The organism is Candidatus Accumulibacter propinquus (assembly GCF_056856495.1).
In genome coordinates, this window is record NZ_JBSEHC010000004.1 from 362,299 (window position 1) to 375,415 (window position 13,117).

Genomic DNA, 13,117 nt, shown 5'->3' on the forward strand with positions numbered 1-13,117 from the left:
GATCGGGCGAGTCATTGATCTCTGGCGGGGACAACAGCCTTGACACCGCCGTATCGGATTCTCTTCGTGTGCATGGGTAACATCTGTCGTTCGCCGATCGCCGAAGCGGTGACCCGGAGCATGGCGCAGCGGCAGGGCCTGGCGACGATGCTCGACCTCGACTCGGCCGGTACGCACGGCCATTACCATGCCGGCGAGGCACCGGATCTGCGCGCGCGACGTGTCGCCGCCCGGCGGGGATACGATCTGTCCAGACTGCGCGCGCGTTTGGTCATTGCGGCTGATTTCGATCGTTTCGACCGTATCCTCGCGATGGACGAGGCCAATCTGTCGGCATTGCAGCGTCTCTGCCCGGAGGACAGTCGGTCGAAACTGGGCCTGTTTCTCGATTACGCCACCGGACTCGGAATCTCCGAGATTCCGGATCCCTACTACGGTGCCGAATCGGGATTCGAACGCGTCGTCGATCTCAGCGAGTTGGCGGCAAAAGGGCTGCTGGCCGAGTTTGCGCGCGGACGGCTTGCCCGGTAACGGATCGTCACGACCTGAACGGTGAGCATTTCCCTCTTCAGTCGGTCAACGCAACAGGTTCTCAAGCATCCGGCCGCCTTTGCCCTGCAAACACTGAAGAGTTTCAGTGACAATCAGGGGCTGCTGCTCGCCGCCGCGATTGCCTACTACGCCTTGCTGTCGGTCGTGCCTTTACTGATCCTCTCGGTGATTGCTCTCTCGCACCTGGTTGAGCAGGCAGAATTGCTGGCTACCCTCGGGCACTACCTGGAGTGGCTGGTTCCGAGCCAGTCGAAAGCTTTTCTCAATGAGGTTTCGGCGTTTCTCGAAAACCGTGCGGCGATCGGTGTCGTACTGTTGCTGACGATGCTGTTTTTCAGTTCGCTCGCCTTCTCGGTACTGGAGAAGGCGATGGCGGTGATCTTTGCTCACCGGGAGCGTTTTGAAAAACGCCACTTTCTGACGTCGGCCCTGCTTCCCTACTGCTTCGTGTTGTTCCTGGGTGTCGCCCTGCTTGGCGTGACCGTCACGTCCATTGCGCTGCAGGCGATCGCTCAGGAGAGCCTGTATTTCCTGGGCAGGGACTGGTCTCTTGGCGGTCTTGCCGGCGAACTGCTCTATCTGCTTGGCCTGGGTGCCGAGGTCTTCATCCTCACCGCAATCTATCTGATCATGCCGGTCGGGCGTTTGCGGCTGCGACACGCCTTGTTTGGGGGCGTCACGGCAACCTGCATCTGGGAGGTGATTCGCCACATCCTGATCTGGTTCTTTACCACGCTGTCGAAGGCGAGTGTCGTTTATGGGCCCCTGGCGACGGCCGTGGTGGCACTGTTCAGCATGGAAATTGCTGCCACGGTCGTGCTCCTCGGAGCACAGGTCATCTCCGAATACGAGCGACTGGCCAAGGCGTGAGCGATTCCACAGGCGCGTGCGCAGTCAATCCTTCGGCTGGCGAACGCGGGCATGCATAGGTTTGACCTGTGGGCCGGGTGCATCCCGCATGTACCCGGCAGTTGGAACGTTCGCGGAGGCCTGTCCAGCACCTGCACCGATAGTTCCGTTGCCGGCGGGGAGGGACGCTGCCTCCTGGGGCGCTGATGCGGCGGTGCTATAATTGCCGCCGATCATTTTTCCGTGTGTCTGCCCGATGCTCATCACCCGCCGCCTCGAGTTCGACGCCGGCCATCGCATTCCCGACCACCAGAGTCAGTGTCGTCACCTGCACGGGCACCGCTATGCGATCGAGATCACCCTGGCCGGCGATGTCATCCGCCATGACGGTGACCCGGCCAACGGAATGGTGATGGACTTCTCGCAAGTCAAGGCGCTGGCCATGCGGCACCTGGTGGACCACTGGGATCATGCGTTTCTGGTCTATGCCGGCGACCGGCCGGTGGTGAACTTTCTCGCGTCGCTTCCTGAGCACAAGACGGTCATTCTGGATTGCGTTCCGACGGCCGAAAATCTTGCGCAGAAGGCGTTCACGATTCTCGCTGCCGTGTATCGGGATACCTACGGCAACCACTTGCGCCTCCAGCGCCTGCGTCTTTATGAAACGCCCAATTGCTGGGCTGAAGCGGTTCGCGAATAGCTTCCGGCGGACAGCACAGTACTGCAGGTTGCGGGTGACCCGAACGGCAGGCCGTGTGAGCCTCACAGACGCCCTTGATCGGCAAAAAAAACGCCTGCCGCCAATCTCGGCGGCAGGCGCATCAGCGTGCGTCGTGACAGGTTTCTGGTTGGGATCAGGCCTTGCTACCGAGCGCGCGTTGCAGTTGTTCAAGCGCAGCGGGGTCCTCGATGGTCGTCAGATCGCCTGGGTCGCGGCCTTCCGCGAGGGCCTGGATCGAGCGCCGGAGCAGTTTGCCGGAGCGGGTCTTCGGCAGCACGGTGACGAAGTGTACACGGCTTGGGCGGGCGATTGCCCCGAGGCTGTCATCGACCTGCTTCATGACCTGCTTCTCGAGCGCCGCTACCAGTTCCGGCGTTGCGATGCTGTCGGAATTCTTCACCACCGCAAAGGCCATCGGCATTTGCCCCTTCAATTGGTCGGCAACGCCGACCACTGCGACTTCGGCAATCGCCGAATGCCCCTGGATGGCTTCCTCGATTTCGCGGGTGCCCAGACGGTGTCCGGCCACATTGATCACGTCGTCGGTGCGGCCGAGGATGTAGTGATACCCGTCCTTGTCCTTGATGCCCCAGTCGAAAGAGGAATAGACCTGGGGTTCGCGGAACAGCGAGAAGTAGGTCGAGACAAAGCGTGCGTCGTCGCCCCAGACGGTTGACAGGCAACCCGGTGGCAGGGGCGGCAGGATACCGACGATGCCTTTTTCATCAGGGTCGCAAACCGTGCCGTCTTCGCGGAAGATCTTGAGGTTGTAACCGTAGACCGGGAAGCTCGGCGTTCCAAAGCGGATTTCCGTCTTCTCGACGCCCGGCATGGCCGACAGGATTGGCCAGCCGGTTTCGGTTTGCCAGTAGTTGTCGATGACCGGCAGGCCGAGTTCGCCCATGATCCACTCGTGCGTCGGCTGGTCGAGCGGTTCGCCGGCGAGGAACAGATGCTTGAGACTCGACAGGTCGTACTTGTGCATGAAAGCGTTGTCGTGTTTCTTGAGCACGCGCGCGGCGGTCGGTGCCGAGAACATGACGCTGACCTTGTATTTTTCGACGATTTGCCACCAGATTCCGGGGTCCGGGCGCAGCGGCGTGCCCTCGTACATGATCGTGCACATGCCGCCGATCAGTGGGCCGTAGATGATGTAGGAGTGTCCCACGACCCAACCGATGTCCGAAGTCGCAAAAAACGTTTCACCTTCGCCACCGCAAAAGATGTACTTGAGCGAGGAGGAAAGCGCGACGGCATAGCCGCCGGTGTCGCGTTGCACCCCTTTCGGTTTGCCGGTGGTGCCGGAGGTGTACAGGATGTAGGACGGTTCGGAGGATTCCAGCCAGGTTACCGGGACGTCGGCGTCCATGAACTGCGCGCGCAGCGTCGCGTAGTCGACGTCGCGACCGGCCACCTTGTTGAAGTTCTTGTCGAGACCACGGTCGACCATCAGTACGTTGGCAGGCTTGTGTTCAGCCAGGGCGATCGCCTCGTCGAGCAGGCCCTTGTAGGGTACTGCCTTGCCGCCGCGCATGCCGGCATCCGAGGAGACCACCAGTTTCGGGGTGGCGTCGTCGATACGCGTGGCCAGCGATCCGGACGCAAAGCCGCCGAACACGACCGAGTGGATCGCACCAATGCGTGCGCAGGCCAGCATGGCGAACATGGCCTCGGCGATCATCGGCATGTACACCAGAACCCGGTCGCCCTTGCCGACGCCCAGGCTCTGCATGATCGCGGCCATGCGCATGACTTCAGTCTTGAGTTCGGCAAACGTATAGACGACTTCCTGGTCCGTCTCGGTGGAGATGAATACCAGTGCGCGGTCATTCGGGCGCTTGGCCGCGTGACGGTCGATCGCGTTGTAGCAAAGATTGGTTTCGCCGCCAACGAACCACTTGGCAAATGGCGGGCGAGAAAAATCGAGGACCTGCGTAAACGGTTTGTGCCAGTCGATGCTCTTGGCCTCTTCACCCCAGAAGGCGTCCGGATTTTCGATGGATTGCTTGTGAAACTCTTGGATTGTCGTCATGAGACTCCCTCTTCAAAAATGTGAACCCACCTGCACTAGTGGAAACTACGCCTGCCGGGTGTCTTGTATCTCCTGCTCCCGGTCAAGCATCCGTTTTCTAATGTCTGCCAGCGGCAGACCCAACTTCAACTCCCCTTCCAGGAGGTCCAGAAAGGGGAGTATCTCCTTGCCAAGATCGATGAGGTGCGGGATTACCGCACTTGCATGGCCGGTGCTGATCAGTTCGAGAGCATGGCCAAGCCTGGGGACCGGGAGCTTGTTCAACGGTTTGTCGCCACAAGCCACGACACGGTTGCCGCCGGCCTGTCGTGCGGCGACCAGACGCTCACCGGCAAGACTCAGCAAGGATGCTGCCGACCCCGGCCGGTCGACCGGGGTATTGGCGACGCCAATACTGACCGACAGATTGAGACGCTTCCCATGTACCGCAATGTTCGCCACCGCAAACGCTTCCCGCAAGCGATTCGCAAAGGACTCGCAGGCAGGAAAGGGTGTGCCTGGCGAAACCACAGCCAGGTCGCTTCCGGAATAGTGGCCCAGGCTGTCTTCCTTGCGTACTTTTTGTACCAGCATGCTGGCCAGGCGTTTAAGCAACTCCTTGGCCACCTCGTCGCCGTGTTGTTCACGCAGTGCGCCAAAGCGGTCGAAGCCGATGATCAGGATGCTCAGCGGGCCATCGTGCCGGACGGCCTGCGACAGGGCCTGTGCCGCCTGCACTTCGATGTGTCGGCGAGTCGGTAATCCGGTGACCGGGTGTTGAGCGTCACGTTCCGGGCTCTCGCGCAGCTCGTTCTGCGCCTGTGCCAACTGCAGCAGCGAGGCAATACGGGCGAGCAGTTCGGTGGCTCCGATGCCCCTGCTGATGAAGTCGGAGGCACCCAGTACCCGGGCGCGCTCATTGGCTTCTTCGTTGTCGCCGGCGATCATCAGTACCGGCATCTGACGAAGGCGGGTCAACCGGGAAGAGCGGACTCTCGCCAGCAGACCGTCCCCATCCAGCATCGGCATCGACAGCGCGCAGATCACCAACTGGATGGAATGGTCGATCACCAGAGCCTGCCAACCCGACTCACCATTGACCTCCTCGCGAAAGTTGTACTGCTCACGAATCTGACTGATCAGCGTCGCTCGCGCCATCCGTGAGGCATCGACAATCAGTATGCGAGGCCGCTGGTTGGGATTCTCCATCGAATCTCGCGATTCCTGTCAAGCCGGGTGCGTCTTACGCGCCGGCGATTTCGACGACCACGCGGCCGTGTGCACGACCCTGAATGTAGTCGTCGAAGGCCCCGGGAAGTTCGTCGAAACCGATGGTGCGCACCATCGCCTGCAAGTGTCTCGGTCGCAGGTCGCCTGCCAGGCGCTGCCAAACACCGCTGCGGTACGGTTCGCCGATGTAACCCGAATCAATCCCGAGCAAGCAGGCTCCGCGCAGGATGAAGGGCATCACCGTGGTGTTGAGTGTCGCGTCGAGGGCCAGGCCAATGCTGGCGATCGTGCCGCCCTGCTGCATGGTGCTGACGATCCAGGCCAGCACCTCGCCACCGAGGTTGTCCACGGCGCCCGCCCACAGGGCCTTGTCTAGCGGCCGTATGCGAGCTGGGTCGACGGCTGAGCGGAGCATGACCGCTGTCGCGCCGAGTCCCTGCAGGTAATCGGACTGGGTTTCCTTGGCGGTGAAGGCGGTGACCTGATAGCCCCGCCCGGCCAGCATGTCGATCGCCAGACTGCCGACTCCGCCGGTCGCGCCAGTGACAATGATCGGGCCCTTGCTCGGCGTGAGGCCATTCTCTTCCATGCGCACGATGCCGAGCGCCGCTGTAAATCCGGCTGTACCCAGGGCCATGGCAGCATGCAACGACAGTCCGGCAGGCAGCGGGACGACCCATTGAGCGGGGACTCTGGCGTACTCGGCGTAGCCTCCGTGGTGGGCGACGCCGATGTCGAAGCTCGTGGCCAGCACGGCATCACCGCTTCGAAAGCGCGGGTCGGTACTGCTTTCGACAATTCCCGACAGGTCGATGCCGCCGACACAGGGGTAGCGGCGGATGATGCGTCCGGCGCCGGTTGCTGCCAGGGCATCCTTGTAGTTCACGCTGGAGTAGGCAACCCGGATGGTCACTTCGCCGGGATCGAGTTCCGACTCACTCATGGTGACCAGGCTGCCGCTTGCCCCACCTTCCCTTTTCTCGATCAGAAACGCTTTGAAAGGACTCATGCATACTCCATGCGATGGACAGGATTGGCGCATTGACGACGGGAAGAAGCCATCGCGTCATGAACGGCCATCGATTATAAACACAATCCCCGGCACTTTTGAGCCTCGGCGAATGTGGCCCGCGTGCTGCCGAATCTCCTTTTGGAGTCGAAAGCCACTGCGGCGCCAGACTATACCGTGTTCCATCGTCCAATCCCATGTGCAGTGCAACAAACCTGCAGCCAGCAATTATGCGTCGATTTCGTCTATAAGTTATGGCCTTGCGCGCATCTCTTGAAGCACTTTATGCGGCATAGGCTGCTCAATGGGGGGTTTACAGCGTGACATTTTTCACATAAATTTCGCCCCTATGCTCAGAAAACACACTCTTACCGCACTTTTTAGCGCCGCCCTGTTTGCCTTTTCCGGGGTCGGTCTGTCCCATGCCAGCGAGCAGCAGTCGCTTGATGAGCCGTCGTTACTGGAGCGCTACACCAGCAGCGCACAGGATCTGATCCTCAAGGGCTTCGAACTGATCGGCATCAACTATCGCTTCGGTGGCACCAACCCGGATACCGGTCTTGACTGCAGCGGCTTCGTCCAGCTCGTCTTCAAGGAGGCCATGGGGATATTGCTGCCGCGCAGTGCCAGGGAGCAGAGCGAGGTCGGGGCGGTGATCGACCGTCACGAACTGAAGGCAGGCGACCTCGTTTTCTTCAACACCATGCGCCACGCTTTTTCGCATGTCGGTATCTATCTCGGCGACAACCGCTTCATGCACGCGCCGCGTACCGGCGCCGAAGTCCGCGTCGAAGACATGCGCCAAAGCTACTGGATTCAGCGCTACAACGGTGCTCGCCGGTTGTTGTCACGCTGACCTGCAGGCTGCAATGAGCCCGAAGACGACGCGTCGCGTCGTCTTTTTTTGTGTTTTATCACGAACGATTCGCATTTATAATATCCACGGTATCGGTTATCATGCTGGCCTGCGACAGCAATTTTCATTCGGATGACTGGAGGCATGGCCATGAATTCTTCCCCTTCGCTCTTCGCCCTGGTGCTCGCTACCGTCACGTTGACCGGCGCGCAGGCTCAGGAAAGGGTGCTGAATCTCTACTCGGCTCGCCACTACCAGACGGATGAAGCCTTGTACAGTGGCTTCACCCGGCAGACCGGGATCGCCATCAAGCGTATCGAGGGCAAGGAAGACGAGTTGCTCGAGCGCATCCGGAATGAGGCAGCCAACAGCCCGGCAGACGTTCTGCTGACAGTCGACGCGGCTCGCCTCGCGGCGGCGCACGAATTGGGGCTTCTCGCACCGGTCAGGTCGTCGCTGCTTGAGGCGCGCATCCCTGCACACCTGCGCACCAGCGACTGGTTCTCCTTCTCGCTACGCGCGCGCGTCATCATCTATGCCAAAGGTGCAGTCAAACCCGGGGAGTTGCGCACCTACAGCGACCTGGCCGATCCCCGGCTGAAAGGCAAGGTCTGCTCGCGCTCGGGTTCCCATCCCTATAACCTGTCGCTGCTGGCTTCGATCATTGCCCATCAGGGCGAAACCAAGGCGGAAGACTGGGCGCGCGGCGTGGCGGCCAATTTCGCTCGTCCGCCGAAGGGCGGCGATACCGATCAGATCCGGGCGGTGGCTGCCGGCGAGTGTGCGGTGGCGCTCGCCAATACCTATTACCTGGCGCGCCTGATGCGCTCGGACAAGCCCGAGGACCACAAGACGATGGAGAAGATCGTTGTCGTCTGGCCTGACCAGCAAGGCAGCGGTACGCATATCAACGTCTCCGGCGGTGGCGTCCTGAAGACGGCGCCGCACAAGGATGCGGCGGTGAAGTTCCTGGAATATCTCGCGAGCGACGAGGCGCAGCGCTATTTTGCCGACGGCAACAACGAATGGCCGGTGGTGGCCGGGGTCAAGGTGGTCAATCCGGCGCTTGAAGCGCTTGGCAAGTTCAAGGCGGATACCCTGCCGGTGGGATCGCTGGCGATGTATCGTGCCAAAGCGCAGATCATTTTCGACCGTGCCGGCTATCGTTGACGCCGGATCATCGGGTCGCCGCCCGCCTTGCCGGGCGCCTGGCGAACCTCACCGACGACGGCGCGAGATCTGCCGTGAGAGCACGATCAGGGGCAGCAGACCCACCGCAACAATTGCCAGAGAGACGCTGGCGGCTTCAGCCAGACGTTCATCGGAAGCGAGTGTGTAGGCCTGCGTGGCCAGCGTGTCGAAATCGAAAGGGCGCATCACCAGAGTTGCCGGCAACTCCTTCATGACGTCGACAAACACCAGCAAACAGGCGGTGAACAGGCTGCCACGCAGGATCGGCAGGTGCACCCGCCGCAATGTAGCCGCCTGTCCGAGACCGAGACTGCGCGCCGCATCGTCCATGTTGGCGGTAATTCTGGCCAGGCTGCTGCCTACCGATTGCAAGGCGACCGCCAGGAAGCGCACCAGATAGGCGTAGACCAGCGCGGCGACGCCTCCGGTGAGCAGCAGGCCCGGGTTTTCCCCAAACCAGTACTGCCATTGCCCGGCCAGCCACTGGTCGAGGCGCGTCACGGGAATCAGCACGCCGACGGCGATCACCGACCCGGGAACGGCGTAGCCGAGTCCGACCAGGCGATTGAGTGCCGGCGCCAGCAGCCCGCGTGACAGACGCGCACCATACGCCAGCAACAGGGCCAGGGCCACGGCCATGATCGCCGTCAGACCAGCAAGCAGGAAGCTGTTGCGTGCCAGAGCCAAGAAATGCACGCTGAACTGCGAATCGCCGTCGCTCTGCAGCGCCAGACGCAACAGAAGGTACGCCGGCAGCAGGAAGCCGATACCCAGCGGTAGCGCGCACGTTCCCGTGGCCAGCCAGGCGCGCCAACCTGGCAAACGATGACTGCTATGGCGATGGCGGCCACTCGTGTTGTGGAAGCGGGCGCGGCCGCGCGAGTGGTGTTCGATCACCAGCAGCAGAATGACGAAAGCCAGAAGCGCCGCCGCCAGCTGCGCGGCAGCAATACGATCGCCGAGCGAAAACCAGGCACGATAGATGCCCGTCGTGAAGGTCTGCACGCCGAAATAGGAGACTGTGCCGTAGTCGGCGAGGGTTTCCATCAGGGCCAGTGTCGCACCGGCGGCCAGTGCCGGCCTGGCCAGCGGCAACGAGACCCGAAAGAAGCTCGACCATGGCCCGAGACCAAGCGTGCGCGAAGCCTCGAGCATGCCGCTGGCACGTTCGATGAAGGCTGTGCGGGTCAGCAGATAAACGTAGGGATAGAGGACGAAGATGAACATGACGATGGCACCACCGAGACTGCGAACCTCCGGAAACCAGTAGTCGGCCTTGCTCCAGCCGAAGCTCTCCCGGAGAAAGCTCTGGAGCGGGCCGACAAACTGCAGAAAGTCGGTGTACACGTAGGCCATCACATACGCCGGCATGGCCATCGGCAGGACCAGTGCCCACTCGAAAACCCGTCGCCCCGGAAAGTCATGCATGGTGGTCAGCCAGGCTGTGGCCACGCCGACGATGGCGACGCCCAGACCGACGACAAGGCACAGCATCAGCGTATTGGCCACATACTCCGGCAATACTGTGGTGACCAGATGCGACCAGGTCGCTCCGGTACCGCCGCTGAAGATATTGGCCAGCACGCTGGCCACCGGCAGCCCGACCAGGGCCGCCAGGACAGCGGCAATGGCGAGCAGGGGATTGAGACGCAGGCTGATCATGGTTTGTCGGATAAATGAGAATTATAATTGACAAGTCTGGTTTTCCGTCCGGCTCCTCGCCGCTGCGACGAACACCAGTCCCTTTCCACCCGCAGCACCGAATGGCCGGTATCTGATGGCACACCTCGAACTGGAAGGAATCGTCCAGCGTTATGGATCGCATACTGTCGTCGACGGCGTCAGTTTTCGCGTCGAGACCGGTGGTATAGCCTGTCTGCTCGGGCCGTCGGGTTGCGGCAAGACGACGCTGCTGCGCTGCATTGCCGGTTTCGAAGGTATTGCCGCCGGCGAGATCCGTGTGCAGGGCCGCACGGTCAGCAGCCCTGAGCATCGCGTGCCTCCCGAACAGAGGCAGATTGGCATGGTTTTTCAGGATTACGCCCTGTTCCCGCACTTGACGGTGGCAGCCAACGTCGGCTTTGGCCTGGCAGGGCTTGTCCGTGAGCAGCGTCTGGGTCGGGTCAGTGAATTGCTGGCCGTGGTGGGGCTGGGGGGCCTGGACAACAAATACCCGCACGAACTCTCCGGTGGTCAGCAGCAGCGCGTCGCGCTGGCGCGTGCGTTGGCACCACGCCCACAACTGATCCTGCTTGACGAACCGTTTTCGAATCTCGACGTCGACCTGCGCGAGCGCCTGTCGCTGGAAGTGCGGGAGATCCTGCAGCGTCAGAACATTACCGCCGTACTGGTTACCCATGATCAGCACGAGGCTTTTGCCATGGCCGACGAAATCGGCGTCATGGCCGACGGCATCATCCAGCAGTGGGACAGCCCGTACCGCCTGTACCACCAGCCGGCGAACCGTTTTGTCGCCGACTTCGTCGGTCAGGGGGTTTTTCTGCCCGGCATGGTGATCGACGATTGCAGTGTCGAAGTCGAGATGGGTGTGCTGCAGTCGCGCCTGCCACTCGAATGCAGCCAGGGATGCGAGGCCTGTGGCCAGGGTTGCGGCGTCGAAGTGTTGTTGCGCCCGGATGATATCGTCCACGACGACCAGAGCGATATGCGCGCGGAAGTCCGGCACAAGGCTTTTCGCGGCGCGGAGATTCTTTACACCTTGCGCCTGGGCAGCGGCGTCGAGGTGTTGTCGCTGGTGCCGTCACATCACAATCACGCCATCGGCGAAAGAATCGGCATTCGCCTCGATGTGGACCACGTCGTCGCCTTCAAGACCCCGGCCCGAGGCTTCCAGGCGAGCACCCAATCGATACAGTTCCATCGATGATTCCCTGGCTCGAACACGCCGCGCCCTTTCCGCCGCTGGAGCAGGCACTGCACGAGCCCAATGGCCTGCTTTGTGCCGGTGGTGACCTGTCGGCACCGCGCCTCCTCGACGCCTACCAACGCGGCATCTTCCCCTGGTACTCGCCGGGCGAGCCGATTCTCTGGTGGAGTCCGGATCCACGCATGGTCCTTCTACCGCAGGAGTTCCGGATCTCGCGTTCACTGCGCCGCAGCTTGCGTGCCGGCCGTTTCGAGGTGAAACTCGACAGCGACTTTCCGGCAGTGATCCGCGGGTGCGCCGAGACGCCGCGCGCCGGTCAGTCCGGCACCTGGATCACGCCCGACATGCAGCACGCCTACTGGACGCTTTTCCAGCTGGGCATTGCACACTCGGTGGAAACCTGGTTTGGAGGCAAGCTGGTGGGTGGCTTGTACGGCCTGGCGATCGGTCGCATGTTCTACGGGGAGTCCATGTTCTCGCAGGTTTCGGAGGCTTCAAAGGTCGCCGCTGCGCATCTTGCGCGTTTCCTTGAAGACGAGGGTTTCGGCATGATAGATTGCCAGATGAATACTCCGCATCTTGCCTCGCTCGGTGCGCGGGAAATTCCACGCGCTGTATTTCTGGCTCGCCTGCGCGCGCTGGTGGTCGCCGCCTGGCAACCAGGCCGATGGCCGACCGACGGCGCCAGCCAACCCTGGACTTAGGCCGATGTCGCGACTCAACGACTCGGAACTGCCCTTTTCGCTGTTGCAGTTCTATTCCACGGCACCCTACACCTGCAGCTATCTGCCGGGCGAACGCGCGCGCTCACAGGTTGCCACGCCGAGCCATCTGATCAATGCCGAGGTCTATGGTGAACTCGTGCGCAGCGGTTTTCGCCGCAGCGGAGTCTTCACCTACCGGCCGAGATGCGACGACTGCCAGGCTTGCGTTCCGGTGCGGCTGCCGGTCGACCTGTTTCAGCCAACTCGCAGCCAGCGGCGCAGCATCAGGCTGCATGCCAGCCTGCAGGCGCGCGAGCGGCCACTCAGCTTCCTCGATGATCATTACCAGCTTTACCTGCGCTACCAGGCGGCAAGGCACGCCGGCGGCGGCATGGACCAGGACAGCCACGAACAATACACGCATTTCCTGCTGCAGAGCCGGGTGGACACTCGCCTGATCGAGTTCACCGACGACGGTGTGTTGCGCATGGTCAGCATCCTCGATGTCCTGAGCGACGGGTTGTCCTCGGTTTACACCTTCTACGATCCGCAGCTGCAGCCGGCCAGTTTCGGCACCTACAACATCGTCTGGCAGATTGCCCAGTGTGTTGCCAACCGGCTGCCATACCTGTATCTGGGGTACTGGATTCGAGACAGTCGGAAGATGGCCTACAAGGCCAACTTCAAGCCCATCGAAGGGCTTTTCGACGGGCAATGGGGCGATTTGCGCATGCGCATCGCGTAGCGCGACCCGACATGCGATCGGAGGTTGCAGCAATGCCTTTGGCCCGACCCTCCAGGGCTTCCCTCTGCCTGGTTTCCGGCAGGGGGGCACCGGCTTAGCGCTTGCCGAGAACGAGCGGGAAGTCGGGCACGCCACTGGGCACGATGGTGACTGGCGACTGCGCGCCCTCGGTGAGGCCCTTGACCCGTTCCGAGACGTAGAGGTCGAGCATTTTGTGGGTGATGCGGCCGGACTTGTTGTAGTCCGCCTGGCCGCGCAGCCCTTCGAGGATGGCCTTGGTGAACGCGCCATTGCCCCAGTCGGGCGATTCCTGCGCGTACTGGCGTCCGGTGGCCGCGGCGAAGACGATGACCCCGTTGTCG

Annotated in this window: 13 protein-coding genes; 8 read left to right on the forward strand and 5 right to left on the reverse strand. The window is 61.8% G+C overall.

Going from position 1 to position 13,117, the window contains the following annotated elements; all coding sequences use genetic code 11:
- Positions 1-39: 39 nt before the first annotated feature.
- The 3 genes from AC15MQ_RS17615 (at position 40) to queD (ending at position 2,101) form a co-directional block, all read left to right on the forward strand.
- On the forward strand, positions 40-531 hold the full coding sequence (locus tag AC15MQ_RS17615; protein WP_483080822.1) for a low molecular weight protein-tyrosine-phosphatase: 492 nt from the start codon (positions 40-42) through the stop codon (positions 529-531).
- A 21-nt stretch (positions 532-552) separates the two neighbouring features.
- Positions 553-1,422 (forward strand): YihY/virulence factor BrkB family protein, encoded by an 870-nt coding sequence (locus AC15MQ_RS17620; RefSeq protein ID WP_483080823.1) that lies wholly within the window; start codon positions 553-555, stop codon positions 1,420-1,422.
- Positions 1,423-1,657: 235 nt separating this feature from the next.
- Positions 1,658-2,101, forward strand: a complete 444-nt coding sequence (queD, locus tag AC15MQ_RS17625) for a 6-carboxytetrahydropterin synthase QueD (protein ID WP_483080824.1) — start codon at positions 1,658-1,660, stop codon at positions 2,099-2,101.
- Positions 2,102-2,255: 154 nt separating this feature from the next.
- Here queD and AC15MQ_RS17630 read toward each other — a convergent pair whose 3' ends face one another.
- From AC15MQ_RS17630 to AC15MQ_RS17640, 3 genes are read right to left on the reverse strand one after another with little or no spacing between them, the layout of a single operon-like run.
- Positions 2,256-4,154, reverse strand: coding sequence for a propionate--CoA ligase (locus AC15MQ_RS17630; RefSeq protein ID WP_287654464.1), 1,899 nt, complete (start codon positions 4,152-4,154; stop codon positions 2,256-2,258).
- Between the two features lie 45 nt (positions 4,155-4,199).
- Positions 4,200-5,342: a GGDEF domain-containing response regulator gene (locus AC15MQ_RS17635; RefSeq protein ID WP_287669919.1), complete on the reverse strand. Its 1,143-nt coding sequence runs from the start codon at positions 5,340-5,342 to the stop codon at positions 4,200-4,202.
- A 34-nt stretch (positions 5,343-5,376) separates the two neighbouring features.
- Positions 5,377-6,372 (reverse strand): oxidoreductase, encoded by a 996-nt coding sequence (locus AC15MQ_RS17640; RefSeq protein ID WP_483080825.1) that lies wholly within the window; start codon positions 6,370-6,372, stop codon positions 5,377-5,379.
- 349 nt (positions 6,373-6,721) lie between these two features.
- Between AC15MQ_RS17640 and AC15MQ_RS17645 the strand changes: the two genes are divergently transcribed.
- Entirely contained in the window at positions 6,722-7,228 is a 507-nt protein-coding gene (locus tag AC15MQ_RS17645) for a C40 family peptidase (protein WP_287654460.1), read from the forward strand.
- A 150-nt stretch (positions 7,229-7,378) separates the two neighbouring features.
- On the forward strand, positions 7,379-8,398 hold the full coding sequence (locus tag AC15MQ_RS17650) for a Fe(3+) ABC transporter substrate-binding protein (RefSeq protein ID WP_287654459.1): 1,020 nt from the start codon (positions 7,379-7,381) through the stop codon (positions 8,396-8,398).
- 48 nt (positions 8,399-8,446) lie between these two features.
- Here the strand turns inward: AC15MQ_RS17650 and AC15MQ_RS17655 are convergent, their stop codons facing one another.
- Positions 8,447-10,081 (reverse strand): ABC transporter permease, encoded by a 1,635-nt coding sequence (locus AC15MQ_RS17655; RefSeq protein WP_287654458.1) that lies wholly within the window; start codon positions 10,079-10,081, stop codon positions 8,447-8,449.
- A 115-nt stretch (positions 10,082-10,196) separates the two neighbouring features.
- Here AC15MQ_RS17655 and AC15MQ_RS17660 point away from each other — a divergent pair, with 115 nt between their 5' ends.
- From AC15MQ_RS17660 to AC15MQ_RS17670, 3 genes are read left to right on the forward strand one after another with little or no spacing between them, the layout of a single operon-like run.
- On the forward strand, positions 10,197-11,306 hold the full coding sequence (locus AC15MQ_RS17660) for an ABC transporter ATP-binding protein (RefSeq protein WP_287654457.1): 1,110 nt from the start codon (positions 10,197-10,199) through the stop codon (positions 11,304-11,306).
- Positions 11,303-12,010 carry a leucyl/phenylalanyl-tRNA--protein transferase gene (gene aat / locus AC15MQ_RS17665; RefSeq protein WP_287654455.1) on the forward strand — a complete coding sequence of 236 codons (708 nt, stop codon included), beginning with the start codon at positions 11,303-11,305 and terminating at the stop codon, positions 12,008-12,010. Before AC15MQ_RS17660 ends, aat begins: the two co-directional genes overlap by 4 nt.
- 4 nt (positions 12,011-12,014) lie before the next feature.
- Positions 12,015-12,755 (forward strand): arginyltransferase, encoded by a 741-nt coding sequence (locus AC15MQ_RS17670; RefSeq protein ID WP_287654454.1) that lies wholly within the window; start codon positions 12,015-12,017, stop codon positions 12,753-12,755.
- Positions 12,756-12,849: 94 nt separating this feature from the next.
- Here the strand turns inward: AC15MQ_RS17670 and AC15MQ_RS17675 are convergent.
- Positions 12,850-13,117 (reverse strand): hypothetical protein (locus AC15MQ_RS17675; RefSeq protein ID WP_483080826.1); only part of this gene is annotated, 268 nt, incomplete at its 5' end.